At 71.0% G+C, this 25,852-nt stretch carries 25 protein-coding genes; 10 read left to right on the top strand and 15 right to left on the bottom strand.

The genetic code is table 11. The annotated features are described in order from the left end of the window. Positions 1-2 precede the first annotated feature (2 nt). The 6 genes from ybeY to era all read left to right on the top strand — a co-directional run bounded on the left by ybeY (position 3) and on the right by era (position 4,519). Positions 3-479, top strand: coding sequence for an rRNA maturation RNase YbeY (gene ybeY / locus AB0B64_RS03260; protein WP_225290749.1), 477 nt, complete (start codon positions 3-5; stop codon positions 477-479). Continuing rightward, positions 476-1,777 (top strand): hemolysin family protein, encoded by a 1,302-nt coding sequence (locus AB0B64_RS03255; protein ID WP_357947265.1) that lies wholly within the window; start codon positions 476-478, stop codon positions 1,775-1,777. The genes ybeY and AB0B64_RS03255 overlap by 4 nt, the downstream gene beginning before the upstream one ends. Positions 1,778-2,105: 328 nt before the next feature. Beyond that, positions 2,106-2,732, top strand: a complete 627-nt coding sequence (locus tag AB0B64_RS03250; RefSeq protein ID WP_357947268.1) for a hypothetical protein — start codon at positions 2,106-2,108, stop codon at positions 2,730-2,732. Positions 2,733-2,766: 34 nt separating this feature from the next. Then, a complete protein-coding gene (locus tag AB0B64_RS03245) occupies positions 2,767-3,114 on the top strand; it encodes a cytidine deaminase (RefSeq protein WP_357947271.1) in 348 nt (115 codons plus the stop codon). 1 nt (position 3,115) lies between these two features. After that, on the top strand, positions 3,116-3,592 hold the full coding sequence (locus AB0B64_RS03240) for an NUDIX domain-containing protein (protein ID WP_357947274.1): 477 nt from the start codon (positions 3,116-3,118) through the stop codon (positions 3,590-3,592). 18 nt (positions 3,593-3,610) lie between these two features. Further along, positions 3,611-4,519: a GTPase Era gene (era, locus tag AB0B64_RS03235; protein ID WP_357947277.1), complete on the top strand. Its 909-nt coding sequence runs from the start codon at positions 3,611-3,613 to the stop codon at positions 4,517-4,519. A gap of 47 nt (positions 4,520-4,566) precedes the next feature. On the opposite strand, the gene AB0B64_RS03230 is transcribed toward era, so the two are convergent. The 10 genes from AB0B64_RS03230 to AB0B64_RS03185 all read right to left on the bottom strand — a co-directional run bounded on the left by AB0B64_RS03230 (position 4,567) and on the right by AB0B64_RS03185 (position 14,297). Then, positions 4,567-5,919: a hypothetical protein gene (locus AB0B64_RS03230; protein ID WP_357947280.1), complete on the bottom strand. Its 1,353-nt coding sequence runs from the start codon at positions 5,917-5,919 to the stop codon at positions 4,567-4,569. Continuing rightward, positions 5,906-6,409 carry a SigE family RNA polymerase sigma factor gene (locus AB0B64_RS03225; RefSeq protein ID WP_358174272.1) on the bottom strand — a complete coding sequence of 168 codons (504 nt, stop codon included), beginning with the start codon at positions 6,407-6,409 and terminating at the stop codon, positions 5,906-5,908. The genes AB0B64_RS03230 and AB0B64_RS03225 overlap by 14 nt, the downstream gene beginning before the upstream one ends. 106 nt (positions 6,410-6,515) lie before the next feature. Further along, positions 6,516-6,986, bottom strand: coding sequence for a hypothetical protein (locus tag AB0B64_RS03220; RefSeq protein ID WP_357947286.1), 471 nt, complete (start codon positions 6,984-6,986; stop codon positions 6,516-6,518). A 9-nt stretch (positions 6,987-6,995) separates the two neighbouring features. Further along, entirely contained in the window at positions 6,996-7,862 is an 867-nt protein-coding gene (locus AB0B64_RS03215) for an urease accessory protein UreD (protein WP_358174269.1), read from the bottom strand. Between the two features lie 13 nt (positions 7,863-7,875). Further along, positions 7,876-8,547, bottom strand: coding sequence for an urease accessory protein UreG (gene ureG, locus AB0B64_RS03210; RefSeq protein WP_357947292.1), 672 nt, complete (start codon positions 8,545-8,547; stop codon positions 7,876-7,878). Between the two features lie 12 nt (positions 8,548-8,559). Next, the gene (locus AB0B64_RS03205; RefSeq protein ID WP_358174266.1) at positions 8,560-9,318 is read right to left on the bottom strand and encodes an urease accessory UreF family protein; all 759 of its coding nucleotides are present in this window, start codon (positions 9,316-9,318) and stop codon (positions 8,560-8,562) included. Between the two features lie 5 nt (positions 9,319-9,323). Beyond that, entirely contained in the window at positions 9,324-11,030 is a 1,707-nt protein-coding gene (locus AB0B64_RS03200; RefSeq protein ID WP_358174263.1) for an urease subunit alpha, read from the bottom strand. After that, positions 11,023-11,334: an urease subunit beta gene (locus tag AB0B64_RS03195; RefSeq protein WP_214638406.1), complete on the bottom strand. Its 312-nt coding sequence runs from the start codon at positions 11,332-11,334 to the stop codon at positions 11,023-11,025. The genes AB0B64_RS03200 and AB0B64_RS03195 overlap by 8 nt, the downstream gene beginning before the upstream one ends. Then, complete coding sequence (locus tag AB0B64_RS03190; protein WP_357947302.1) at positions 11,331-11,633, bottom strand: urease subunit gamma; 303 nt, start codon at positions 11,631-11,633, stop codon at positions 11,331-11,333. Before AB0B64_RS03190 ends, AB0B64_RS03195 begins: the two co-directional genes overlap by 4 nt. 93 nt (positions 11,634-11,726) lie before the next feature. Then, positions 11,727-14,297, bottom strand: a complete 2,571-nt coding sequence (locus tag AB0B64_RS03185) for a BTAD domain-containing putative transcriptional regulator (RefSeq protein ID WP_358174260.1) — start codon at positions 14,295-14,297, stop codon at positions 11,727-11,729. Positions 14,298-14,342: 45 nt separating this feature from the next. Here AB0B64_RS03185 and AB0B64_RS03180 point away from each other — a divergent pair, with 45 nt between their 5' ends. Continuing rightward, on the top strand, positions 14,343-17,780 hold the full coding sequence (locus AB0B64_RS03180; protein WP_358174786.1) for a WD40 repeat domain-containing serine/threonine-protein kinase: 3,438 nt from the start codon (positions 14,343-14,345) through the stop codon (positions 17,778-17,780). On the opposite strand, the gene AB0B64_RS03175 is transcribed toward AB0B64_RS03180, so the two are convergent. Then, on the bottom strand, positions 17,770-18,501 hold the full coding sequence (locus tag AB0B64_RS03175; protein ID WP_357947309.1) for a Mut7-C RNAse domain-containing protein: 732 nt from the start codon (positions 18,499-18,501) through the stop codon (positions 17,770-17,772). The genes AB0B64_RS03180 and AB0B64_RS03175 overlap by 11 nt on opposite strands. Before the next feature lie 32 nt (positions 18,502-18,533). On the opposite strand from AB0B64_RS03175, the gene AB0B64_RS03170 reads away from it, so the two are divergent. Further along, complete coding sequence (locus AB0B64_RS03170; RefSeq protein WP_357947312.1) at positions 18,534-19,433, top strand: TAXI family TRAP transporter solute-binding subunit; 900 nt, start codon at positions 18,534-18,536, stop codon at positions 19,431-19,433. Positions 19,434-19,440: 7 nt separating this feature from the next. Here the strand turns inward: AB0B64_RS03170 and AB0B64_RS03165 are convergent, their stop codons facing one another. The 4 genes from AB0B64_RS03165 to AB0B64_RS03150 form a co-directional block, all read right to left on the bottom strand. After that, the gene (locus tag AB0B64_RS03165) at positions 19,441-20,778 is read right to left on the bottom strand and encodes a HAMP domain-containing sensor histidine kinase (RefSeq protein WP_357947315.1); all 1,338 of its coding nucleotides are present in this window, start codon (positions 20,776-20,778) and stop codon (positions 19,441-19,443) included. Next, the gene (locus AB0B64_RS03160; RefSeq protein WP_357947318.1) at positions 20,775-21,440 is read right to left on the bottom strand and encodes a response regulator transcription factor; all 666 of its coding nucleotides are present in this window, start codon (positions 21,438-21,440) and stop codon (positions 20,775-20,777) included. Before AB0B64_RS03160 ends, AB0B64_RS03165 begins: the two co-directional genes overlap by 4 nt. A 9-nt stretch (positions 21,441-21,449) precedes the next feature. After that, positions 21,450-22,772 carry an MFS transporter gene (locus AB0B64_RS03155; protein ID WP_357947320.1) on the bottom strand — a complete coding sequence of 441 codons (1,323 nt, stop codon included), beginning with the start codon at positions 22,770-22,772 and terminating at the stop codon, positions 21,450-21,452. Positions 22,773-22,920: 148 nt separating this feature from the next. After that, positions 22,921-23,166, bottom strand: a complete 246-nt coding sequence (locus AB0B64_RS03150; protein ID WP_357947322.1) for a DUF2630 family protein — start codon at positions 23,164-23,166, stop codon at positions 22,921-22,923. Between the two features lie 38 nt (positions 23,167-23,204). Between AB0B64_RS03150 and ddaH the strand changes: the two genes are divergently transcribed. Further along, positions 23,205-23,948, top strand: a complete 744-nt coding sequence (gene ddaH, locus AB0B64_RS03145; protein ID WP_357947326.1) for a dimethylargininase — start codon at positions 23,205-23,207, stop codon at positions 23,946-23,948. Between the two features lie 162 nt (positions 23,949-24,110). Continuing rightward, positions 24,111-25,817 (top strand): 2-isopropylmalate synthase, encoded by a 1,707-nt coding sequence (leuA, locus tag AB0B64_RS03140; RefSeq protein ID WP_357947329.1) that lies wholly within the window; start codon positions 24,111-24,113, stop codon positions 25,815-25,817. Positions 25,818-25,852 lie beyond the last annotated feature (35 nt).

The following is a 25,852-nucleotide window of genomic DNA, read 5'->3' as shown; positions in this document are numbered from 1 at the left end:
CGATGAGTATCGAGATCAATAACGAGTCGGGCGCTGAGGTCGGCGAGCAGGGCCTGGTCGAGCTGGCCACGCACGTGCTCGGCGAGATGGGCATCAACCCGCTCGCCGAGCTGTCGATCGTGGTGGTCGACGAGCGCACGATGGCCGAGCTGCACGAGAAGTGGATGGGCGAGCCGGGTCCGACCGACGTGCTCGCCTTCCCCATGGACGAGCTGCGCCCGGGAGGCGGGGCGCGCGGCGACGCCGACACCGCCGCCGACCCGGCGCTGCTCGGCGACGTGGTGCTCTGCCCGCCGGTGGCCGCCCGGCAGGCGGAGGAGGCCGGTCACAGCGCGCAGGAGGAGCTGGAGCTGCTGTGCACGCACGGCATCCTCCACCTGCTCGGCTACGACCACGCCGAGCCTGAAGAGCACAAGGAGATGTTCGGCCTGCAGGCCCGGCTCCTCGAGTCGTGGCGGGAGGTGCGCAGCCCGCGGTGAACGCCTGGTTGCCTCTGGCCATCGCCCTCGTGGTGATCGGTGGCCTGATCGCCAGTGCGGAAACGGCACTGACGCGCATTTCCAGGGTGCGCGCGGAGGAGTTCGTGCGCGAGGGGCGGCGTGGCGCCCCGCGGCTGCGGGCCATCGTCAACGACCCCCCGCGCTATCTCAACCTGCTGCTCCTGCTCCGGCTGAGCTGCGAGCTGGTCGCCACGGTGATCGCGACGCTGCTGTTCATCGACCTGATGCACGACCAGGGCTGGGCGTACGTGTGCGCGGCCGCCGTCATGATCGTGGTCAGCTACGTGATCGTCGGCGTCTCGCCCCGCACCCTCGGCCGCCAGCACGCCGAGCCGATCGCGCTGGCCAGCGCCCCCATCGTCTACGGCCTGACCCGGATCTTCGGCCCGCTGCCCAAGCTGCTCATCCTGCTCGGCAACGCGCTGACCCCCGGCAAGGGGTTCCGCGACGGCCCGTTCACCTCCGAGGCGGAGCTGCGCGACCTGGTCGACCTGGCCGAGGAACGACGGATGATCGAGCCCGACGAGCGGGAGATGATCCACTCGGTCTTCGAGCTGGGTGACACGCTCGTACGCGAGGTCATGGTGCCGCGCACCGACATGGTCTTCATCGAGCGGGGCAAGACGCTCAGCCAGGCGCTCTCGCTGGCGCTGCGCAGCGGCTTCTCCCGCATCCCCGTCGTGGGCGAGAACGAGGACGACGTCATCGGCATCGCCTACCTCAAGGACGTCACCCGCAGGGTGCACGAGTCGGACTCGGGGGAGGACGGCGGCGAGGAGAAGGTCGAGTCGATCATGCGCCCGGCCACTTACGTCCCAGAGAGCAAGCCGATCGACCAGCTCCTGCGCGAGATGCAGGCCAGACAGATCCACCTGGCCATCGTCATCGACGAATACGGCGGGACGGCCGGCCTGGTCACGATCGAGGACGTGCTCGAGGAGATCGTGGGCGAGATCGCCGACGAATACGACCGGGAGGCGCCCCGCGTCGAGACCATGCCCGACGGCGGGCTCCGGGTGACGGCCCGGATGCCGGTCGACGAGCTCGCCGAGCTGTTCCACACCGAGATCGAGGTCGACGACGTCGAGACCGTCGGCGGGCTGCTCGCCCACGCGCTGGGCCGGGTGCCGATCGCGGGCTCCGAGGCGGAGATGGCCGGGCTGCGGCTGACGGCCGAGAGCCTCGCCGGGCGCCGTAACCGGATCAGCACCGTGGTCGTCCGCAGGGTGGCTCCGCATGAGGGTGATGTCGTACCCGCCGCCGCCGAGCACGACTGACAGCGCGCTGACCCTTTTGCGATGGATGTGGCAAGTGTTCTACAAGTCTGTTGCAAGCGGCGTACGACAGCCTTAATCCCGACACCCCAGTGCGGTGGGTGTCACTGGGGAAGCATCCGAACGCCGGGTGGGGTTCGCGGCGGGAGGATGTCCCTGGGGGGGACGACAACGTCTCGGTCTGCTAGCCGATCGTGACGTTGCTCGGCGTAAAGGGGGTTCACGTCCGGTAAGCCGGACGAGAACCCCCTTTTAGCGTTTGGGGCTTTGTTGGCGACTCTGGTGGATTGCCGTATTCGTCGCCCGGGGACGTTGCGAACCGGGGGGAATCATGGAACGCGGGATCATCATCCTGGCCATCATGAGCGGGCTGCTCGCCGGCTGCGGCGGCGGGCCGGCCGAGAGTTACGTCGACGTCCAGGCCATGGCCCGGCTGCGCGAGGTGCTGAACAAGGATCCGCAGCTGCCTGACGGCTTCTCCGCCCGGTCCGAGGAGCCGTGGCGGGTGCCGTTCGCGGCGGCGGACCACAACTGCCGGGCCGCGCTGGATCCGGCCGCGGGGCGGGCGCCCGCGCTGGCGCTGACGGCGCAGGCGGCGGCCAGCTTCGAGGGGGACGAGCTGGGCGAGGTGGCCGGGGTGGGCCTGGCGCGCTACGCGGGCTCGGAGGCGGAGGGGCGCATCGAGGAGCTGACCGAGGCACTGGAGGCGTGCCGGGCGGTGCGGGCGGGTGGGGGCACCCGGTTGCGGCTGACGATGCTGCCGGTCGAGGACGTGGGCGACGAGGTGGTGGGCGCGGAGCTGCGCGGGCGGCTGAACGGCTACCCGTACGCGCTGGACGTGATGCTCGCGCGCTCGGGGGACACGCTGGTGTCCGTCGTGCACACGGGCATCGCCAAGGTGGACCCGGAGCGTACCCGGCAGGTGCTCAGCGCCGCTGTGGGGATGGTCAGTGCTTAACCTGTGGGGATGGTCAGCGCCTAACCTAGAGTTCGTGACTCTCGATCCAGAAGACAGCAAGATCATTACGCTCGCGCGGGCGGCAAGGGCGCGCAACGGCTCGGCCGAAGGCGCCGCCGTACGCGATGAGACCGGGCGCACCTACTCCGCCACGAACGTCGCGCTCTCCTCCCTCACGCTGTCCGCGGTGCAGGTGGCGGTCGCCACGGCCGTCTCCAGCGGCGCGCAGACGCTGGAGGCGGCGGCGCTGGTCACGGCGGGCGACGGGCCGAGCGCCGAGGACGAGGCGGTGGCCGCCGAGCTGGGCGTCAAGGCGCTGCTGGTGGCCGGGCCCGACGGCACGCTGAAGGGCTCCGGGCCCGACGGCACAGTGAGAGGCTGACGTGGCGATTTCGCCGTATTTGGCCGGGGTACGGGCCAAGGTCGGCTCCGATCTGCTGATGCTTCCGTCGGTCTGCGGCTTCGTGTTCGACTCCGCGGGAAGGGCGCTCATGGCGCGTCACGGCGACGTGGGCCTCTGGGCCGCACCCGGCGGCGGCGTCGACCCCGACGAACGCCCCGAGGACGCCCTGGTCAGAGAGCTCCAGGAAGAACTCCGCATTGACGTCGCGCCGCGCGGCCTGATCGGTGTGTACGGCGGGCCCGAATTCCGTACTGTCTACCCCAACGGGCACCTGTGCGCGTACGTCATCGCCGTGTACGGCTGCGTCATCGAGTCGGGCACGCCCACCCCCGACGGCGACGAGATCACCGACGCCCGATGGGCGACCGAGCCGGAGATCGCCGGCCTGACCACGACCACCTGGATGCCGTTGGTGCTGCCCGACGCGTTTGCCTGGTGGCGTCGACAGGGCGTTTGATAGGCCACAATGCACTATGTGACTTCGCCAGACAGCCATCGCGCCGGATTCGCCTGCTTCGTTGGGAGGCCGAACGTCGGCAAGTCCACGCTGATGAACGCCCTGGTCGGCACGAAGGTGGCGATCACCTCGTCCAAGCCGCAGACGACCCGCCGCGTCATCAGGGGCATCGTGCATCGGCCCGAGGCCCAGATCGTCATCGTCGACACTCCCGGCCTGCACCGCCCCCGCACCCTGCTCGGCGAGCGGCTCGACAGCCTCGTGCTGTCCACGCTGACCGAGGTCGACGTGATCGGCTTCTGCGTACCCGCCAACGAGCCCATCGGCAAGGGCGACCGCTTCATCGCCGACAAGCTCTCGGCCGTGAAGAAGACGCCGGTCGTCGCCGTACTCACCAAGTGCGACCTGGCCTCCAAGGAGCAGATCGCGCAGCAGCTCCTGGCGTTGTCGCAGGTGGCGGAGTTCGCGGCGATCGTCCCGGTGTCGGCGCAGTCGGGTGACCAGCTCGACGTGCTGGCCGAGGTGCTGATCGAGCACCTGCCGGAGTCGCCGCCGCTCTACCCGGGCGGGCAGCTCACCGATGAGCCCGAGCAGGTGCTGGTGGGGGAGCTGATCAGGGAGGCGGCGCTGGAAGGGGTACGCGACGAGCTGCCGCACTCGATCGCCGTGGTGGTCGACGAGATGATGCCACGCGAAGGGCGGGATGATCTGCTCGACATCTACGCGCACATGTTCGTCGAACGGCCGTCGCAGAAGGCGATCGTGATCGGCCACAAGGGCGAACGCCTGCGCGACGTCGGGACGCGGGCACGCGCCCAGATCGAGGGGCTGCTGGGCACTCGGGTCTATCTCGACCTGCGGATCAGCGTGGCCAAGGACTGGCAGCGCGACCCCAAGCAGCTGCGCCGCCTGGGCTTCTACGACTGACGGCTTTCGCACGGGACACCCGCCTGCAAGCCGGTGGGGATTCCCCATCATCGCGCTGCGATACCTTTCACGATTCGCCCTAGATCATGTGCGGGGGCGGTGACCACGATGGCCAGGCCGAACTCTGGAGTCCAGGCGAACTTCCGGCTGGCTCTGGAGGCCCCCATACCGAGCAGCATCCCTTGCACCCCGGCGATGGTCGTCGGCTTCGGCTCGCCTCTGGAGACGCTGCTCCACCAAGTGGCGCTCGGCACCGCCGCGCCACGCTGGACGGAGACGGTGACGCTGCCTTCGCCGTCCGGGCCGATCCATCGCCGGATGGTGGAACGCCAGCGTGGAGTGATGACGGTCCCCACAGGACCCGGCCGCAGAGCTGGGCCGGCGAGGTAGGTGGCGATGCCGTCGACGGACTCGCCCTGGCCTTCGGAGGGCGACTGGATGCCCTCGGCGATCCGTACCAGGTCTGCCTCCGGCAGGTGGTCCCCCCTGATCCGTACGCCGATTCCTGGCTCGACCAGCCACAGCAGCACCCGGCCTGCCTGTCCGGTGGCGCCGGCGTAGGCCGGCCGGCCGTGTACCGAGGCCGGACGCACATCGGTCAGCACCTCCTGCGGCGGTCCGGCGGCACGCAACTCCTCCAGCGTCGTCCCAGCCTGGCCGTATACGACCTCGATGGAGACCTGCCGGCCGGACTCACCCTGCCAGAGCCGGGTCAGCGCGTCGAGATTCGCGCCGACCGTTCCCGAGACCCACATGCCCGCCGGCATGTACGTGACGCGGAGCCCGGCGAAGGCGGGATTCCAGCCGGTCACGCGCAGACCGCCGACGATTCGGTCGCGCTCTCCCTTCAGAGCCGCCGAGACCGTGACTTCCAGCACAAGGCGGTGGTCAGCGACCCACATCGCGCTGGTGCCGTCACCGGACAGCACCGGATCATCGATGGATCGCGGCTCGACCGGTGCGTCGACAACGTTCATGGCCATGATGTCCATCGCGTCGCGCATGACGCCGTCCACCCGGTAAACCGAGACCTGGACGAAATCGCCGCCGGCCTGCCATCTCAGCGCCTTACCGCGCAGCCGGATCTGCCCTCCGACGTTTTTCTCCTCCTCCCGCAGGCGTTGCGGGGCACCCAGGCCCTCCGGGATGTAGCCGATCCGCACACCTTCCAGTTCCGGGGGAGCGGCGACCGGGTCCGGCCGGGTGACGATGTACGGCGACACGATGCCGATCGCCACCAGCACGACAGCGGCAGCCGCGGCGACACTCGCCGCCAGCCTGCGCCGCCTCCTGCGCAGCGCCACCCGGGCCATCACCCGTACGGCCAGCTCCGGCGCCCCCCGCACCGGCCGGGTCGCGTCGGTCATTCCCTGGCGTAGTCGTTCCTCAATACCGCGCACTGTTCGCCACCTCCTCACCCAGCAGCGCCCGCAGGCGTTTCAGCGCCTTGGACGTCTGGCTCTTGACCGTGCCGATGGAGCAGCCGAGCATCTTCGCGGTCTGGGCCTTAGTCAGGTCATCCCAGAACCTGAGCACCACCACAGCCCGCTGACGGGGCGGCAACGCCCGTAACCCGTCCATGACGACGTGCCGTAACTCGATGTCCTCCCGCGCGGCGGGCAGTTCGGGAGGGGTGTGCGTCGGAATCAATCGCACGATCGCCAGACGCCGCGCCCGGCTGATCGCCAGATTGACGATGATCCGCCGAATGTAGGGCTCAGGGTCGCCGCCACGGCACAGCCTGTCCCAATGCAGGCACGCCCGCTCCAGCGCGGTCTGCAGTAAGTCTTCGGCTTCCCCGAGCGAACCGCAGGTCAGGTACGCCGTGCGTAACAGGCTGGTACTGCGGGCGGCCACGAACTCCGTGAACCCGCCCGCATGTGGCGTCACTGAACGCCCTTTGAAATCATGACCCCATACACGCACAGCACGCCGCGAAGGTTGCCTTGGTCTTCCCGCCTGGGGGCACCTTCGGGAGCGGACCCCCGCTGGGCGGCTATGCCCGGCGGCCGCGTACTAGCGACAGGACGGCGAGGGCGATCACGGCCAGCGCGCAGGCCAGTGCGGCGAACCACCCGTAGCGGATCCCCGGCTCGATCGACAGGAACCCGAGATCGACGGAGACCCCGTTGCCGACACCGGGCGGATCGACCACGAACATCACCAGCCAGATCGTCGCCAGCGCCCCCGGGATGACCGCCAACGCGGCCGTCCGCGGCCGGGCGAACAGACCCGCGACCCCGAGCGCCAGCGTGGCGAGCCCGGCGATGAGCGCGTAGACGCCAAGACTGTCGTCAATGCCCCGTAGGTCGTTGGACACGCCGCCGATGGCACCGATCCTGGCCTCGACCCCCGTCCACGGCAGGAACGCGCAGAACACCAGCAGCGCCCCCGCCACCGCGATGACGAACGCGTAGCCGCGCCGCGCCTTGGGCTTCGCGGGGCTCGGTGAGAGAGAGTCGGCCACCCGATCACCTTAGGTCGGGCGCGCGGCTCCTGCCAGGTTACCGAGGGCCACACCCTCACCCCACTCCAGACGCCGGCGCAACGCGACGGCGTCGGCGGCCAGCGCGGACACCAGCACACCCGGTCCGGCCAGCGGCAACACGGCTACACCTTCCGCGACCACAGCCCCTGAGGCGGCTTGCGACGAGATGGCGCGGGGCGGGGCAGAGGCCAGGGAGGGGGTGATCAAGGTGGTGCCGATGCAGCGGGCGTCGCCGTAGACGGCAGGCGAGGCGTCGATGGCGGGGTCGCCGACCGTGTACTCCTGCCTGAGCAGCGGGCGGCCGTCGTACGTGGCGTCGAAGCGGGCGTGGCAGCGGCCCGGCGTCTCGCCGTACCGGCCGAAGACGATCTCCTCGCGCCAGAACACCCGCGCGCCCGCCGAAAGCGTCAGCCGTACCACCAGGCGATGAGCGCAGCCGGCGGCGAGCACTGTCGGCTGGGGCGCGAAGCGGAGTGCGGCGCCCGCCCCGACGCGTGCGGAGATCACCATGACGGACTCACCGTCGCCCGGCAGTACCAGCGTGCCGGCCACCGAGCCGACCTCGAGGCTGGTGCCGGGTGCGACGTCGAGGTCGAGTTCGAGCCGGTCGCCACCGAGCGGCCCGGCCGCCGTGGAGACCAGGCGCACGGTCCGCGGACCCGTCTGCCGCAAGGTCAGGGGCGGCATCGAGCTCAGCCTGCTGATGACCGTCCGGCCATCGGCCAGGGAGGTCGCGACAGCCGCCCGAGCCCGCATCGCCCGCCGCCCGACGGCGCTGATGGCGCTCGCCGACGTGTCCTCCTGGGCGTCTGACGACGTCTCTGCCGCTGTCTGCGGCAAGCCCGTGTCAGTCATAGGGCGACGCCCGTCAAGCCGCTGAGACGGGCTCGTGGGGCCAGGAAAGGGCCTGTTCGGAGACCCAGGCCGCCACATCCGCCGCCGAGGGGTCCTGGCGGATCGAGGTGAACAGTACGGGTTTGTCGCCGCGTACCGCCGCCGCGTCGCGGGCCATCACGGTCAGGTCGGCGTCCACCAGCGGCGCCAGGTCGGTTTTGTTGATCACCAGCAGGTCGGCGGAGGTCACTCCCGGGCCGCCCTTGCGGGGCACCTTGTCGCCGCCGGACACGTCGAGGACGAAGATCTGCCGGTCGGCCAGCCCACGGCTGAACGTCGCCGTCAGGTTGTCCCCGCCACTCTCCACGATCACCAGGTCCAGCGGGCCGAACCGGTCCTCCAGGGTCTCCACGGCGTCGAGGTTGGCGGCGATGTCGTCGCGGATGGCCGTGTGGGGGCAGCAGCCGGTCTCGACGGCGAGGATGCGTTCCTGATCGAGTACCCCGGCCCGGCGCAGGAAGTCGGCGTCCTCGGTCGTGTAGATGTCGTTGGTCACCACGCCCAGCCGCAGGGAGCCGCCGAGCGCGCGGCACAGGGCGGCGACCAGGGCCGTCTTGCCGCTGCCCACCGGCCCGCCCACCCCGAGGCGAAGTGCTCTGCCGTGGTGGGCGGGCGCGTGGTGATGGTCGTCGTGGTTGGCGCCCATGGTGTGTCCTTCCTAGGAGACGAACAGTCTGACCGTGGCCTCCGCATGCCGCTCGGCCAGCAGGTCCAGCGCGGGGGCGGACCGGGCGGGCAGGTCGGCCCAGCTCCCGCCGTACGGCGAGGTGTCGCAAGCCGAGGTGGCGAGGTCGGATGACGTGGCGTCGGAAGCCGTGGTGGCGAGGTCCGGGGTCAGGCCGGCGAGCAGGCCGTGGACCGCTACCGGGTCCAGGCCGAGCAGGCGGACCGCCGCCGTGGCCGGGCCGGTGATCGCGTGGTAGGCCGCCGCCAGGGCGGCGTCCTCGGGCGACGCTCCCGCCGCGTGCGCCGCCGCGCCGAGCGCGATGGGGTGATGGGGATTCGGTACGGCCTGCGCCAGGCCGTCGAGCGCGACGGAGCGACGGGGACTCGGTACGCCCGGCGCCAGGTCGTCGAGCGTGGGCGGCGGCCACAGGCGGCGGGCCACCCGCAAGAGCAGTCTGCCCTGAGTCCTGGAGGCGGCCCGCTGGGCTGGGGAGGCGGTCCGGGCGTCGGCCTCCGCGTCCAGCAGATCCCATGAGGTGTCGGAGGAGCGGTTGGCGCCCAACGCGCAGGCGGCGGCGGCGAGGGCGGCGGCGACATGCCCGGAGGTGTGCAGGCGGCCCCTCAGGAAGGCGGCCAGGGACGTCAGGTCGTGGACCGCGCCCGTGGCGATCGCCTGTTCGGTGCCGCCCGAGTGGGCGTGGCCCCCGGCCGGGAGGCGGGAGTCCGTGAGGAGCAGGAGTGCGGGGTTCATGGTCATCAGAACAGGAAGTAGCGCTGGGTCATCGGGAGTGTCTCGGCGGGCGCGGGTTCGATCAGGTCGCCGTCCACGCGTACCTCGAACGTGTCCGGAGCCACGTCGATCCGGGGCAGCGCGTCGTTGAGCGGCATCGCGTCCTTGCCCCGCCCCCGTACGTCCGCCACGGGGACCAGGCGGCGGCGGACCGCGAGGCGGTCGGCGAGGCCCGCGTCGAGGGCGAGGGGTGAGACGAAGTGCAGTGACGTCGCGGCGGCCGTGGCCGGGGCGGCGCCGAACATCGGGCGGGGCAGCACCGGCTGCGGCGTGGGGATGGAGGCGTTCGCGTCGCCCATCTGGGCCCAGGCCACCACGCCGCCCTTGAGCACCAGCGTGGGCTTGACGCCGAAGAACGCCGGGTCCCAGAGGACGAGGTCGGCGAGCTTGCCGCGTTCGACGGAGCCGAGTTCGGCGTCGAGGCCGTGGGCGATGGCCGGGCAGATCGTATATTTCGCGATGTAGCGGCGGGCGCGGAGATTGTCCGACGGGCCGCCCAGAGCGCCGCGGCGGCGCTTCATGACGTGCGCAGTCTGCCACGTGCGGATGATCGTCTCGCCGACGCGGCCCATCGCCTGCGAGTCGGAGCCGATCATCGAGATCGCCCCCAGGTCGTGCAGGACGTCCTCGGCGGCCATCGTGGTGGGCCGGATCCGGGACTCGGCGAAGGCCAGGTCCTCGGGGATCGACGGGTTCAGGTGGTGGCAGACCATCAGCATGTCGAGGTGTTCGTCGAGGGTGTTGATGGTGTGGGGCCGGGTGGGGTTCGTGGAGGAGGGCAGGACGTTGGCGAACGACGCCATCCTGATGATGTCGGGCGCGTGCCCGCCCCCCGCCCCTTCTGTGTGGTAGGCGTGGATCGTCCGGTCGCCGATGGCGGCCAGCGTCGACTCGACGAACCCGGCCTCGTTGAGCGTGTCGGTGTGGATCGTCACCTGTACGCCGTGCGCGTCGGCCACGGTCAGGCAGGCGTCGATCGCGGCCGGCGTGGAGCCCCAGTCCTCGTGCAGCTTGAACCCCGAGGCGCCCGCTTCGAGCTGTTCGACCAGGCCCTCGGCGCTCACCGTGTTGCCCTTGCCGAGCAGCGCGAAGTTGAGCGGGTAGGAGTCGAGCGACTCCAGCATCCTGGAGAGGTACCAGGTGCCGGTGACCGTGGTGGCCTTGGTGCCCTCGACCGGCCCGGTGCCGCCGCCGACGATCGTGGTGACGCCCGCGCCGATCGCCTCCTCGAGGATCTGGGGGCAGATGAGGTGTACGTGGGAGTCGACGGCGCCCGCGGTGAGGATCTTGCCGTTGCCGCTGAGGATCTCGGTGGACGGCCCGATGACGATGTCGACCCCGTCCATGGTGTCCGGATTGCCGGCCTTGCCGATGGCGGAGATCCGGCCGTCGGTGACGCCGACGTCGGCTTTGACCACGCCCCAGTGGTCGAGGATCACCGCACCTGTGATGACCAGGTCGGGCGCGCCCTCGGCCCGGGTCGTCCTGGCCTGGCCCATCGACTCGCGGATCACCTTGCCGCCGCCGAACACCGCCTCGTCCCCGGCTCCCGCCGGCCCCACGGACAGGTCCTCGGTGACCTCGACGAACAGGTCGGTGTCGGCCAGCCTGATGCGGTCGCCCGTGGTGGGGCCGTACAGGGCGGCGTATCGAGCACGGGAGATCTCAGCCATCGAGGGGGCCCGCCCATTCCGGTCGCAGGCCGGGCACCACGCGGCGCCCGGCGATCGGTACCAGGGTCACGTCGCGCTCGACACCCGGCTCGAACCTGATCGCGGTGCCCGCGGGCACGTCGAGCCGCATCCCCCAGGCGGCGTCGCGGTCGAAGGCCAGCCCGGGGTTGGCGGCGGCGAAGTGGTAGTGCGACCCGACCTGGACCGGCCGGTCGGCGGTGTTGACGACCCGGACCGTGACCCTCGGCCGTCCCGGATTGAGCGGGATGTCGTCGGCGGGATGCAGATATTCGCCCGGAATCACGGGATCGGCCTGTGCACGGTGACCAGCTTGGTGCCGTCGGGGAAGGTCGCCTCGATCTGGACGGAGTCCAGCATCTCGGGCACTCCCTCCATGACGTCGTCCCGCCCGAGCACCGAGCGTCCGGCGTCCATCAGATCGGCCACGGTCCGCCCGTCCCTGGCCCCCTCCATCAGGAACGACGCGATGATCGCGGTAGCCTCTGGGTGGTTGAGGCGCAGGCCCCTGGACTGACGCTGCCGGGCCACCCCGGCGGCGACGTGGATGAGCAGGCGCTCTTGCTCGTGTGGGGTAAGCCGCATGGCCCGGACCTTAAGAACCGGCCGTTTCCGCGATGTTGCCGGAGGATGTCGAGTCGGTTTCCGGTCGGCCCACCAGTTTCACCCCACCACGTTTCACCCCACCATGGGCAGCGCTTGGGAGCGGCCCAGATCGTCCTCCAGCGCCTCGAAGACCGCCAGCGCCGACCCCGCCAGCTCCCTGGCCCGCTCCGCCGCGCCCTCCGCCTGGTTCACCCGGGCCAGGGCCAGCAGGGCGTACGCGTCGAGCAGCTGGTCGCCGAGTCGTATGGCGATCCCTCTGGCCGTCTCGGCGGCCGTTCTGGCGTCGGGGACCGCGTGCTGCGCCAGCCGTACCGAGCACAGATCCAGGAGCGTGTCGGCCTGCCGGTAGCGGTCGCCGAGCGCGTCGAGGTGGGCGGCGGCGGTCTGGAGGCGGTCCGCGGCCTCGTCGAGCCGGCCCGCGCGGTGCAGGACCACGCCAAGCACGCGCAGCGCTTCGGCGGCGTCGCGATCGTTCTCCGCCGCCTTCAGGCAGCCGAGCAGGGCGCGCTCGGCCTCGGGCAGCCGGTCGCGTTCGAGGTGGACGCGGCCGAGGCGCCGCCTGGTCTGGTTGACGTCGCGGGTGCGTCCCTCGCGCAGGAACATGCCGAGCGCCAGCCTGAGCCGGTCGTGCGCCAGGTCCCACTCCCGTTCGGCCAGGTGCAGGTCGCCCAGGTCACGCAGGATCAGCGCCTCGCCTATGGCGTCGCCCGCGCGCCGCGCCGACTCCAGCGCCGCCGCCGTGACGTGGCGCCAGTCGTCGAGGAAGCGGTGGCGTTCGAGGTACGGTCCGAGCAGGTGGGCGAGCCGCCGGCAGCCGTCGTCGAGGCCGGCCTGATGGAGGTCGGAGACCAGGCTGACCAGGAAGGCCCGCTCGGCGGCGAGCCACTCGACCGACTCCCTGATGTCCCTGGTCGCCACGAGGGTGCCCGGATCGCCGGAGACCAGCGAGAAGCGCGAGGACCGTACCCTGGCCAGGACCACGTCCATCAGCCGTACGAGCGCGTCCGGTGCGCCCTGGCTCGTTTGCTCGCGGGCGAACAGGCGGGTCAGGTCGTGCAGCCGGTAGCGCACCTGCCCGGCCACGTCGACCATGTGCGTCTCCAGCAGCCCGGCGTCGACGAGCGCCTCGGCCTGCCCGCCGAACAGCTCCGCCACCCAGTCCGCGAAGTCCGGCGCCGACAGCGCGCCGAGCCCGCGCAGTGTGGCCTTGGCGGGCTCGGGCAGGCCGTCGTAGCCGATGGCGAGCACGCTGCGTACGGCCTGGTCGCCGGAGCGCAGCCCGTCGAGCCGCTCGTGCTCGTCCTCCAGCAGGCCGACCAGGTAGTCGACGGTCCAGCCCGGCCGGGCGGCCAGCCGGGACCCGGCGATGCGCAGCGCGATCGGCAGCCCGCCGCAGAACCTGGCCAGCCTGCCCAGCGCCTCGTCGGCCACCCGGCCGGAGGTGCGGACGAGCAGGTCGAGCGCGTCGTCCTCGCCGAGCACGCCCACGGACACGCGGGTCGCGCCGGACAGGCCGCCGAGGGAGGAGCGGCTGGTGACGACCGTGGGGCAGGACGTCAGCAGCGGCCGCACCTGGTTCTCGGCCGACGCGTTGTCCAGCAGCACCAGCAGCCGGCGGTTGGCCGCGTACGTACGGAAAAGTCGCTCTCGTCCGTCGAGCGAGGCGGGGACGGCCTGGGCCGGGCAGCCCAGCCAGCGCAGGAAGTCCTCGAGCACCGCCGCGGGCGCCGTCGTCTCGCGCAGGTCGGCGTAGAGGATCCCGTCGGGAAAGCGCTCGCGCTCGCGCCAGGCTGCGTGCACGGCCAGCGCCGACTTGCCGGCGCCCGCCTGCCCGTGCACCACGACCTGCCCGCCTACCACCAGATCGAGGAGGTCGGCGCGGCCGGTGAACCCGGGCACGTCGTGCGGCAGCAGCACCGGCGGCCCCGCCGAGACGTGCAGCGACACGTCGTCGTGCAGCATGCGGTGATAGAGCAGCTGCAGGTCGGAGTCGGGCTCGATCGCGTGGCCGTCGTCGAGCGCCTCACGTAACGCCGCGTACGCGTCGAGGGCCTCCGCCCGCCGCCCGCTCCGGTAGAGCGCGAGCATGTACTGGCCGCGGAAGCGCTGCCAGAGCGGATGCTGCCCGGCCAGCCGTCGCAGCTCCGACAGCAGCTCGCGGTGACGGCCGGCGTCGAGGTCGAGCTGCACCCGGCGTTCCAGGGCGAACAGCCGCAGCTCCTCCAGCTCCTCGCGCAGCCGCCGCGTCTCCACCCAGCGCTCCCCGTCGGGGTCGAGGTCCTCGAGCGCCGGTCCGCGCCACAGGGCCAGCGCCTCCTGGTACGAGCCCCGCTCCACCAGCGACCTGAAGCGGTCGACGTCGAGTTGTTCCTCATCGATGGCCAGCGTGTACGTGCCGGACACCGTGGTGATCACGTCCTTGCCGATGAGCTGGCGCAGCTGCCCGACATAGCCCCGGACCAGGGAGTCGGACCGGTCGCCGCCCTCGCGCGCCCACAGCAGCCCGCGCAGCCGTCCGACGGTGAGCGGGCGGCGCGCGTTGAGCACGAACATCGCCAGCAGGTCGCGGTGCTTGGGCGCGGTCGGTGTGCGGTCGTCGTCGCCGTCGAGCACTTCCAGCGGACCCATGATGCGAAATTCCACGCGGCCTTCCTCAGCAGAGCGAACTCGACCACAATTACACACTTGATGATCCCTCTGACTCCCTCAGACCCGCACCGGTTGGGCCGCTACTGGCTCGCCGGGCGGCTGGGCGCCGGGGGCCAGGGCGTCGTCTATGAGGCGTACGGCGAGGAGGGGGAGCGCGTCGCCGTCAAGGTGCCCAGGTTCGATGATCCAGAGTCGCGGGCCAGACTGGCCAGGGAGGCGGCGGCGGCCGCGCGGGTGGCCTCGTTCTGCACGGCCAGAATCATCGAGGTGGCCGAGCCGTACATCGTCAGCGAGTTCGTGCCCGGCCCCAACCTGCGGCAGGTGATCGCCGAGCACGGCCCCTACGAGGGTGACACGCTGCGGCGCCTGGCGATCGGCGTGGCCACCGCGCTGACGGCCATCCACCAGGCCGGCGTCGTGCACCGCGACCTCAAGCCCGACAACATCATCCTCGGCCCCGACGGTCCCCGGGTGATCGACTTCGGCGTGGCACGCGAGGCCGGGCCGACGACCACGGGTCCGGTCATGGGCACGCCCAACTACATGGCGCCGGAGGTCCTGGCCGGGCGGGGCGCGACGGCCGCGGCGGACCTGTGGGCGTGGGGGCTGGTGGTGCTGTTCGCCGCGCGGGGCGAGGACGCGATCGAAGTACGCGAGCCGGTCGCGGTCATCGGCGAGGTCATGGACTTCCGGCCCGACACGGCCGACCTGGCCGACCCGCTCGGACGACTCGTGGCGAGCGCGCTCACGAAGGACCCGGCCGCGCGGCCCTCGGCGCGCGCGGCCCTACTGGACCTGATCGGCGCCGACGGCGACCCGCTTTCTCGTGGCGGGGCGCTGGCCGGCCCGCTCAGGAGCCCGGCCGAGCCCGACCTGGGCGCGATCGCCGAGGAGCTGTACGACGAGCTGTCCGAGGCCGAGCGGGCGGCCGTCCCCGAGGTGCTGCTGCGCATGCTCGACGGCGACGGCTCGCTCAGGCCGGTGACCCGCGACGAGCTGCCCGAGACCGAGGCCGTGTCCGCCCTGCTCGCCCTCTTCGAGGCGGCGGGCCTGGTGACGAGCACCGGCACCACGTACGAGCTGGCCAAGCCCGCCCTGATCCAGGCATGGCCCCGGCTGCGGACCTGGGTGGCCGACAACCGCGAGGGGCTGCCGGTCCACCGGCGCCTGGTCGAGGCGGCCGGCCTCTGGGACGGCCACGGCCGGAAACCCGCCGACCTGCTGCACGGCTCCAGCCTCGACCGGACACTCCAGTGGGCCGCCGCCGAACGCAAGGACCTCACGCTGGCCAGGAGGGAACGCGAGTTCCTCGACGCCGCGGCCAAGCAGACCAGAAGCCAGTCCAGGAGGCGCGGCCTGTTGGCGACGGCGCTGGCCGTACTGCTGGTGGCGGCCCTGGGCGGCCTGGGGACGGCCGAGTACCTGCGCAGGGAGTCCGGCAGACAGCGTGACGACGCGCTGGCCAAGTCGCTCGCGTTGCAGGCCGCTGATCTGCGGGAGAGCGACCCGCAACTGGCGAGGCTGTTGACCGTCGCGGGCTGGCGGCTGAGCCCTGACCTGGTCGAGACGCGGGGCGCGCTGTACGAGTCGCTGTCCAGGCCGGCGAGCGACGTCTTCACCGACCCGTACGCCAGTCCGAGCAGTGTCTACGGACTGGACGACACCGGACGCACGCTGGCGGCCGTCCAGGAGGGCCGGGTGCGGCTCTGGGACGTACGCGCGCACCGCCTGCTCCGCGAGTTCTCCGGCGTGGGCACGGCCGTGCGCCAGGTCGCGCTCAGTCCCGACGGGCGGACGCTCGCCGTGCTGGAGGACAAGGATGTGCGCCTCTGGGACGTTATGGCGGGCACGGCGATCGGCGCCACGTTCGGCGGTGGGTTCGTGGTGCCGGAGGGAGGGGGGAGGCTCGCCTTCGACCGCGCTGGTCGCACCCTCCTTGTACCCGAGGGGACCGGCGGCGCCGAGCGCGCCTGGGACGTGGCCACCCGGAAGCGGCTGACCGCCGGATCGGGAGCGGGGCTCGACATGGTGGACCCGGCACGCCACGTCGGCGTGGTGTCCACAGGTGGGCACGGCAAGGTCGAGCTCTGGAACCTGCGCACCGGCAAGCGGCTGCCCGCGCCCTGGCTGCCCGCCAAGACTGACGTCACGTACGTGCGTCTCAGCGACGACGGGCGCGCGCTCACGGTCAGCGAGAATCCGCCACCGCCGGGCGAGCGACGGATGCGTGTCTGGACCGTCCCGGGCGGAGGCGTGATCGGGGGACGTTACGGCGGCGAATCGGACCGAGATACCGCCTTCGGCTTCGGCGACCGCTACGTCGCGGGCTGGACCTACCTGGGGGAGCTCATAGTGTGGCGGCGCGCCGGATGGTCGGTCGTTCTGGAGCGCGACATGCCCGGGGGCATCAACGACGTTCACTTCGACGAAGCCGACCGTGTGCTGCGCTACCAGGCCGATAATGGCGAGATCGACACCGTGGACATATCCATGTTGTTCGACCAACCGCTGACCACGGGAACCTCCGAAGGGCACGCGCTGCTGGGGCCGGGTGGGCACACAGTGGCCATCACGAGGCCCGGGGAGACCCGGCTGTGGGACGTGGCGACCAAGCGCCCACCCGGGCCGCCGATCGGCGTCATCGGCCGCGAGCCCGCGCTGGCCTTCAGCCGGGACGGCGGGCGGCTGGCCGTCGGCGACGAGTCGGGCACCCGGATCGTGGATGCGCACACGGGCCGCGTGCTCGACGCGATAAAGGTCGCGGACGTGGACGACATGGCCTTCAGCCCCGATGGTCGAACGCTGGCCGTCTCCCCCACCAGGCCCGACCGCACCGGCGCTCCGCTCGAGCTGTGGAACCTGGCGAAGGGCACCGTCACTCGCGCCGCCGTGCCCGGCCCCGGCACGCTCGCCTTCCGTCCTGACGGCAGGCTGCTGGTGGCCGGAACGGAGCCCCAACCCATCGACCCGGTGACCGGCGCCCGGTTACCGCTCGCCGAGGGGCTTGGCCGGTTGAACGGTACTCACGCCTTCAGCCCCGACGGCCGGCTCATCGCCTTCTCGGGGCCCGACCGGATGGCGTTGTGGGACGCGGACCTGAAGGCGCCCGTCGGGGCGTTCCCCGCCGTGCCGGACAGCCCGATCCAGGGGATCGCCTGGTCGCCTGACGGCCGTACCATCGCCACGTACGAGAACGGCGACCGGGTCAGGCTTTGGGACGTGCCCAGCAGGCAGCCGCTCGGTCTGATCTTCGACGGCCAGAAGAAGATCCCACTGGGCGACGGGTCACTGGCCTTCAGCGCCGACGGCGGCACCCTCTACAGCGCCATGCCAGACGGCGTGGTGCGGACGTTCCCGCTCGACGGTGGCAAGGTGGCGGCCGCCGTCTGCCGCCGCGCCGGTCGGTCGCTGACCGAGCGGGAGTGGCAGCGCTACCTGCCCGAGGCCGACAGGTTCGACCCCTGCGTCAGCCCGTAGCCGCCCACTGCCGTGCCGTCGCCACGATCTCCTCCAGGTGGCCGCTGTGGGCGCCGTGCCAGTACACGTGCCCGCACTCCTGGCACCGCCCGTACGCGTCGTAAGCGTGCCGGGTGCCCGCTTCAAGGACCGGCAGCACCTCGCGCTTCTCCACCGGGGTCAGCTCGCCGTTGCAGGCCGTGCATCTCGTCCACGGGCGCAGCGGCGGGGTGAAGCGTTCGAGCAGGTCGCGGAGTTGGTCGTGGGGGCGGGAGCCGCGCACGTACGCGCCGAGCCACAGCGCGCGGCGGCGCAGCAGGCCGCGGTCCTGGGTGAGCAGCACCCGGCGCTCCTCGTTGGCCTGCACGACCAGCGCCGGGTCGTCCATGTCGTTGTGGTAGGCCGTGTCGAGGCCGAGCAGGCGCAGCCGTCGCGCGAGCGTGCCCAGGTGCACGTCCAGCAGGAAGCGGGGCTCGCGGGGCAGCGGCTGGGGTCTGGGTATCGGCCGTACCTCGATGAGGTCGCCAGCTGCGGGCTGGTAGGAGGGGCCGACGCCGCGGCCGTCGACGGTCATCGGCCCGACCTCCGTCAGCGGGATGCCGGCCGACTCCACGTGGTGGCCCAGGGTCGAGCTGCCGCCGATGGCGATCCGGTGGCGTTCGCGGCGCCGGCTCACGGGCAGGAACATCATCAGGTCTGCGGAGATTCGAAGGTGCGCGTCCCGTTCGGTCACATTGTCCATTCTGCTTGATTCGATAACGTGAGCCTGTGCCGATGTCCCGCCGTGTCTTTCTCGCGCTCGCCGCGCTGAACGCTGCGGGCTGCTCGGTCACCGCCTCGGAGCAACGCTCGCTGCGGCTGGCGACCGGGTTGGCCGGTGGGCCGTACGGGGCGCTCGGTGATCGGTTCGCGGCCGAGTTGCGGCGCGACGGGTTCACCGTTGAGGTGATCGAGACCGCGGCCAGCGTCCAGAATCTCACCATGCTCACCGACGGCCGGGCGGACCTCGGGTTCTCGCTCGCCGACAGCGCCGACGACGCCGTACGCGTGCGCCACCAGCCCGTCGCCGCGCTGGCCAGGATGTACATGAACTACGTCCATCTGGTGGTACGCGCCAACTCGGACATCTTCGCCCCCAAGGACCTGGCCTGGCGGCAGGTCTCCATCGGCGCCGACGGATCGGGCACCGCCGTGACCGCCGAACGGGTGCTCGACGCCGCCGGGGTACGTAATCACATCACCGCCAGGCTTGGCCTCGACGGGTCGATCAAGGCGCTCGTCGACGGCGTGATCGACGCGTTCTTCTGGTCGGGCGGTGTGCCCACCCCCGCGCTCGCCTCACTCGGCGGCATCAGGATCGTCTCGTTGGAGCCGTTCGTGCCGATGCTGCGCCGCATCTATGGCCCGGTCTACGAGCACGCCACCATCCCCGCGGGCGTGTACGGCAGCTCGAAACCGGTCCCCACCGTCGGCACACCCAGCTACCTGGTCTGCCGTCAGGCCCTGTCCGACGACGTGGCCTACACCGTCACCGGGACGCTCTTCAGCGCCCGCGACCGCCTGCGGGCCCCCTCGGCACCGGGCGGCCTCCTCGACAAGCGCTACGCCATCGGCACCGGCATCGTCCCCCTGCACCCCGGCGCCGCCCGCTACTACAGGTCTGTGTACGGGTAAACAAGCGCTAGAGCTCCGTGTACGGCTCAGCCAGCCGCAACTCCACGACCAGCCCATGGGGTACGGCGGGCAGCAGGCTCAACGTCGCCCCGCACGACTTGGCCAGCTCGGTGGCGATGGCCAGCCCCAGCCCGCTGCCCGGCACGTTCGCGTGCGCGCCCGACCGCCAGAACCGGCCCAGCGCGTCACCCCGCTCCTCCTCGGCCAGCCCCGGCCCGTCGTCGGCGACCCGCAGGACGCCGTCGGAGAGCGTGACCGTCACCGTGCCGCCCGCGGGCACGAACTTCTGGGCGTTGTCGAGCGCGATGTCCGCCACCCTGGCCGCCGCCTCCGGCACCAGCGACATCTCCGGCACATCCACCCGCAGGGTGAGGTCCTTGGCCGGGTAGACCTCCCGCCACACCGCCAGCCGGGGCCGCAGCTCGATCTCCTTGGCCTCGGTGCCCGCGCCCGCCTCGACCCTGGCCAGCGCCAGCAGGTCCTCCACCAGCAGAGCCAGCCGGTCGAGCTCGGCCATCGCCTCCTCGAACTCGGTGGTGCCGTCGGAGCGCAGGTGCGGCTCCAGGTTCTCCAGCCGCAGCCCGAGCACGGTCAGCGGGGTGCGCAGCTCGTGCGAGGCGTCGGCCACGAACGCCCGCTGCCGCTCCATCGCCCCCGACACCGCGTCGGCCATCGCGTTGAACCGCTCCTCCAGCCGTTGCAGCTCCGAGGGCCCCCCGCCGGGATTGGCCCGGGCGTCGAGATGGCCTTCCGCGATGGCCCGGGTGGTGCGGTCGAGCTCGGTCACCGGGCGCAGGATCCAGCGGGCCAGCTGTCTGGCCGCCAGCACCGAGTAGCCCAGCGCGATCAGCGCGCCCAGCGCCAGCGCGCCCCAGACGAGCGAGACGTCCAGCCGCGACTGGTCGGTGCGGGCCTGGAGCAGCACCACGCCGGACAACTGCGCGTCCCGGCCGGCCGGCTCGGCCAGCAGGACCTTCGCGGGGCCGAAGGGGCTGATCGTGGGCAGGTCCTCGGTCGTGCGGCCGCTCAGCGCCAGCCGGGTCTCCGCCTGGTCGTCGCCCTCGAAGCGGCCGGCCGTGACCACGATCATGCCGTCTCTGTCGCGGACGCGGATGGCCGCGCCGTACAGGTCGGCGTAACGGACGACCTCGGCCGTCAGCGCCGTGCGATCGTCGTCGCGCGCGGCCTGGTCGGCCAGTTCCGCGAAGCGGGTGGCGTCGGCGCGGCGGTCGAGCAGCAGGCGGTTCGTCCGGTGCGAGGCGTAGGCGAAGCCGAGCGGCACCGCCAGCGCCGCGATGAGGAACACGATCAGCGTGGTGAACGTGACCACCAGGCGGGAGTTCACGCCGTGGAACCCAGGCGGTAGCCGGTGCCGCGCAGCGTCTCGACCAGGTGCGGGCGGCCGGTCTTCGACCGCAGCCCGGCCACGTGCACGTCGAGCGAGCGGGAGGCGGACAGCAGCGGGTCGCCCCAGACCTCGTCCAGGATCTCCTCGCGGCTGCGCACCACGCCCGGCTCGCGGGCCAGCAGGGCCAGCACGTCGAACTCGCGCCGGGTCAGCGTCACCTGCTCACCCGACACGGTGACCTGCCTGGCTTCCAGGTCGATGCGCACATCGCCGACGCTGACCACGTGGTCCCGCGTCGGCATCGGGCGGGTGCCCCTGCGCATCACGGCCTCCATACGGGCCATCAACTCGACCGTACGGAACGGCTTGACCAGGTAGTCGTCGGCCCCGGACCGCAGGCCGCGAAGCACCTCGCGCTCCTCCGTACGGGCGGTCACCACGATGACCGGCACGGCCGACACCCGGCGCAGGCGGCGCAGCACCTCAAGGCCATCCATGTCGGGCAGGCCCAGGTCCAGCAGGACGAAGTCGACGCCCCCCGCCAGACGGAGGGCGTCGACTGCCAGCCCGGCGCGCGCGACCTGGTGGCCATGGCGCGCGAGGGCCGTGGTGAGCGCGGAGGCGAGTCGATCGTCGTCTTCGACCAGGAGAACTCGCATCAGGCCAGATTAGGCCCGGACGGAGACCGACTCCGCCGCTCCCTCTCGCTCCGAGCGGGAGAGCGCCACGTCGCGCGTCTCGCGCATGGTCAGGTAGACCACCAGCGACACGGCGGCGCAGCCCGAGACGTACCAGTAGAAGCCGGACTCGATGCCCGCCGACTTGAACCACAGCGCGACGTACTCCGCCGTGCCGCCGAACAGGGCGTTCGCGATGGCGTACGGCAGGGCCACGCCGAGCGCCCGGACGTGCGTCGGGAACAGCTCCGCCTTGACCACCGCGTTGATCGAGGTGTAGCCGGTGATGATGATCAGGCCGACCAGCGACAGGATGAACGCGCCGACGAAGCCGGAGACGCTGGACAGCGCGGTCATGAGCGGTACGGTGCCGAGCATTGACCCGATGCCGAACGTGATGAGCAGCGGCCGCCGGCCGATCCGGTCGGACAGCCCGCCGGCGAGCGGCTGGATCAACATGAAGATGAACAGCGCCGAGAAGCTGACCAGCGACGCGGTCTCCTTCGGCAGGTTCGCGGTGTTGACCAGGTACTTGGTGAGGTAGGTCGTGTAGGTGTAGTACGCGACCGTGCCGCCCATGGTCAGGGCGATGACGAGCAGCGCTTCCTTCTTGTGGGCCATCAGCGCCTTGATGGTGCCGCGCTCGCTCTTCTCGCCGTCCTTGACCTGCTCCTCCTCGTCGTAAGCCTCGGTCTCCAGGAGGTTGCGCCGCAGGTAGAACACGACCGCCGCGCCGAGGGCGCCGATGATGAACGGGATGCGCCAGCCGTAGGAGTTGAGCGCTTCCTTGGTCATCGTGTTCTGCAGGATGATCTGCAGGCCCAGGCCGACGAGCTGACCGGCGGTCATCGACACGTACTGGAAGCTAGAGGCGAAGCCGCGCTTGCCCGCCGGAGTGGCCTCGGTCAGGTATGTGGCGCTGGCCGCGTACTCACCGCCCACGGAGATGCCCTGCAGGAGGCGGGCGATCAGCAGGACCACGGCGCCGAAGTAGCCGACCGACGCGTACGTCGGGGCGATGGCGATCAGCAGCGCGCTCAGCGACATCAGCGTGACCGTCATGGTCAGCGCCGCCTTGCGGCCCTTCGTGTCGGCGTAGCGGCCGAGCAGCCAGCCGCCGATCGGGCGCATGAAGAAGCCCACGGCGAAGATGCCCGCGGTGTTGAGCAATTGTGCGGTGGAGTTGCCATTGGGGAAGAAGGAGGCGGCGAAATAAACGGCGAAACTGCTGTAGACAAACCAGTCGTACCACTCGACCAGATTGCCGACGGAACCGCCGATCACTGCCTTCCACGGCACGCGGGGTTGGCTCACTGGAATACCTCCTGTGCGGGGCCTGGGGGGAGTAGGTGCAGGCCAGAGCCTCTCCGCAGAAGGTTGTTCCGACAAGGGGAGACGGGCCAGATCTAACGTCCGCTTAACATCAAGGAAACGGAGTGGTGAGATCAGGCCCGTTTTCCCGTCATTGCCGGTAGTTCTCCACCTCGCCGGCCGGCCGGGCCTTGGCGCCCTCCGGGTTCTCGCCCGCGTCCCTCCTAGCCCTGCGCTGCCTGAGCAGGTCCCAGCACTGGTCGAGAGCCGTCTCCAGCTCCTTGACCCGCGCGTGCTCCTCGTCCGAGCTGACCTCGCCCGCCGACAGCCTGCTCCGCAGCTTGTGCTCTTCGGTGACCAGATCGCTGATCTTGCTGAGAATCTCGTTGTCACGCATGTCCAAGACTTTAGTTACTACGTGATAGAACACGGCCTATGCCTGGTATCGCGCTGGTAAGAAAGCCCGGCCCACGGATCTCCGAGGGCATCGTCACGCATGTGGAGCGCGAGCCGGTCGATCCCGGACGGGCCCTTGACCAGCACGAACGCTACGTCGCCGCGCTGGAGGAGGCCGGGTGGCAGGTACGCCACGTGGAGGCGGCCGACGACCTGCCCGACGGGCCCTTCGTCGAGGACATGGTCGTCGTCTGCGACCGGCTGGCCGTACTGACCAGACCGGGGGCGATCGAGCGACGGCCCGAGGTGGACACCGTGGCGGCCCTCGTACGGGAGCTCGGGGTCAAGTCCGTCAGGATCGCGCGGCCCGGCACGCTCGACGGCGGTGACGTCCTTCAGGTCGGCAGGACCGTGTACGTCGGCAGGTCGGGCAGGACCAACGACGAGGGGATCACCCAGCTCTCCGCGTTGCTGCCGGAGCGGCAGGTGGTGCCTGTGGACCTGACCGGCGTCCTGCACCTGAAGTCGGCCGTCACGGCGCTGCCGGACGGCACGCTCATCGGCGACCCCGACCGCGCGGACCTGCCGGGCCTGCTCGTGCCCGCCGAGGAGTCGGGGGCGCACGTGGTGCCGCTGGGCGGCGACCGGGTGCTGATGGCCGCCTCCGCGCCGCGGACCTGCAAGATGCTGCAGGAACGCGGGCTGGAGGTGACGCTGGTGGACATCTCGGAGTTCGAGAAGCTGGAAGGCTGCGTCACCTGCCTGTCGGTTCTCATCATGTGAGATCAAGGACGGTTTACCGCGAGACGTCTGGTAGCGTGCAAGGCATGCTGCGTGGCCTCCTTCTTAGCTGCCGCGGCGGGGGCCACTGAGGCCGGCTCCCTCGCCGCGGAGCGAGCCATGCGCGTCGGCCGCTTTTCTTTCGACCGACGAGGAGCTCCCGACATGACCGCTCAGCAGCCCAGCCCGATGCCTTTCCAGCGTTATCAGCCGTTCGAGCCGATCCGGCTGACCGATCGCACCTGGCCTGATCGGGTCATCACCGAAGCGCCGCGATGGTGCGCGGTGGACCTGCGTGACGGCAACCAGGCATTGATCGACCCGATGGACGCCCATCGCAAGCTGCAGATGTTCGAGCTGCTGGTGAAGATGGGCTACAAGGAGATCGAGGTCGGCTTCCCCGCGGCCAGCCAGACCGACTTCGACTTCATCCGGCAGATCATCGAAGAGGACCGGATCCCCGGCGACGTGGTGATCCAGGTGCTGACCCAGGCCCGGCCCGAGCTGATCGAGCGCACCTTCGAGTCGATCGAGGGCGCCAAGCAGGCCATCGTGCACCTGTACAACTCCACCTCCACGCTGCAGCGCCGGGTGGTGTTCGGACAGGACCGCGACGGCATCACCGCCATCGCCGTCGAGGGCGCCAAGCTGGTCAAGAAGCTCGCCGACGCGACCGACGTGGACGTACGTTTCCAATACTCGCCCGAGTCCTTCACCGGCACCGAGCTGGACTACGCCGTCGAGGTCTGCGACGCGGTCAACGACGTGTGGCAGCCGACGCCCGACCGCAAGGTCATCGTCAACCTGCCGGCCACGGTCGAGATGGCCACGCCCAACATCTACGCCGACCAGATCGAGTGGATGCACCGCCACCTGAAGTACCGCGACTCGATCGTCCTGTCCCTGCACCCGCACAACGACCGCGGCAGCGCCGTGGCCGCCGCCGAGCTGGGCTACATGGCCGGGGCCGACCGCATCGAGGGCTGCCTGTTCGGCAACGGCGAGCGCACCGGCAACGTCTGCCTGGTCACCCTGGGCATGAACCTGTTCTCCCAGGGCATCGACCCGCAGATCGACTTCGGCGACATCGACGAGATCCGCCGCGTCGTCGAATACTGCAACCAGCTGCCGGTGCACCCGCGCCACCCGTGGGGCGGCGAGCTGGTCTACACCGCCTTCTCCGGCTCCCACCAGGACGCCATCAAGAAGGGCTTCGACCACCTGGAGGCCGACGCGGCCGCGGCCGGGGTGCCGGTCGACCAGTTCACCTGGGCCGTCCCCTACCTGCCGATCGACCCCAAGGACATCGGCCGCACCTACGAGGCGGTCATCCGGGTCAACAGCCAGTCGGGCAAGGGCGGCGTCTCCTACATCATGAAGGCCGACCACCAGCTGGACCTGCCGCGACGGCTGCAGATCGAGTTCTCCAAGGTCGTCCAGGCGCGCACCGACGCCGAGGGCGGCGAGATCGGCTCGGCCGAGATGTACTCCATCTTCCGCGACGAATACCTGCCCAACCCGGCCAACCGCTGGGGCCGCCTCAGTCTGATGGCCCACCGCCACGAGTCGGCCGGGGACGACAAGGACCGCATCGGCGCCGACGTACGGCTCGACGGCGAGATCCGCGAGATCGAAGGCGTCGGCAACGGCCCGATCTCGGCCTTCATCGACGCGATCGCCAAGGTCGGCATCCGGGTGCGGGTGCTCGACTACGTGGAGCACGCGATGAGCGCGGGCAGCGACGCGAAGGCGGCCTCCTACCTGGAGTGCGACGTCGACGGCCGGGTGCTGTGGGGGGTGGGCGTCGACGCCAACACCACGACGGCCTCGCTCAAGGCGATCATCTCGGCGGTCAATCGCGCGTCGCGCTGACCGTTGTCAGTCGACCGCGCCCCCTGAGCATGGTG

Origin of the sequence: Nonomuraea sp. NPDC049129, from assembly GCF_040648495.1 — a bacterium.
Taxonomy (GTDB): domain Bacteria; phylum Actinomycetota; class Actinomycetes; order Streptosporangiales; family Streptosporangiaceae; genus Nonomuraea.
The sequence above is the reverse complement of the archived record's forward strand: the minus strand, read 5'-3'. Positions and strand labels throughout refer to the sequence as shown.

Bases quoted from the DNA above. Each gene is read 5' to 3' on its own strand.
- ybeY (WP_225290749.1), top strand. From the start codon at position 3: ATGAGTATCGAGATCAATAACGAGTCGGGCGCTGAGGTCGGCGAGCAG.
- AB0B64_RS03250 (WP_357947268.1), top strand. From the start codon at position 2,106: ATGGAACGCGGGATCATCATCCTGGCCATCATGAGCGGGCTGCTCGCC.
- AB0B64_RS03215 (WP_358174269.1), bottom strand. From the start codon at position 7,862: ATGACTGACACGGGCTTGCCGCAGACAGCGGCAGAGACGTCGTCAGAC.
- ureG (WP_357947292.1), bottom strand. From the start codon at position 8,547: ATGGGCGCCAACCACGACGACCATCACCACGCGCCCGCCCACCACGGC.
- AB0B64_RS03205 (WP_358174266.1), bottom strand. From the start codon at position 9,318: ATGAACCCCGCACTCCTGCTCCTCACGGACTCCCGCCTCCCGGCCGGG.
- AB0B64_RS03200 (WP_358174263.1), bottom strand. From the start codon at position 11,030: ATGGCTGAGATCTCCCGTGCTCGATACGCCGCCCTGTACGGCCCCACC.
- AB0B64_RS03190 (WP_357947302.1), bottom strand. From the start codon at position 11,633: ATGCGGCTTACCCCACACGAGCAAGAGCGCCTGCTCATCCACGTCGCC.
- AB0B64_RS03180 (WP_358174786.1), top strand. From the start codon at position 14,343: ATGATCCCTCTGACTCCCTCAGACCCGCACCGGTTGGGCCGCTACTGG.
- AB0B64_RS03175 (WP_357947309.1), bottom strand. From the start codon at position 18,501: ATGGACAATGTGACCGAACGGGACGCGCACCTTCGAATCTCCGCAGAC.
- AB0B64_RS03170 (WP_357947312.1), top strand. From the start codon at position 18,534: ATGTCCCGCCGTGTCTTTCTCGCGCTCGCCGCGCTGAACGCTGCGGGC.
- AB0B64_RS03160 (WP_357947318.1), bottom strand. From the start codon at position 21,440: ATGCGAGTTCTCCTGGTCGAAGACGACGATCGACTCGCCTCCGCGCTC.
- AB0B64_RS03150 (WP_357947322.1), bottom strand. From the start codon at position 23,166: ATGCGTGACAACGAGATTCTCAGCAAGATCAGCGATCTGGTCACCGAA.
- ddaH (WP_357947326.1), top strand. From the start codon at position 23,205: ATGCCTGGTATCGCGCTGGTAAGAAAGCCCGGCCCACGGATCTCCGAG.
- leuA (WP_357947329.1), top strand. From the start codon at position 24,111: ATGACCGCTCAGCAGCCCAGCCCGATGCCTTTCCAGCGTTATCAGCCG.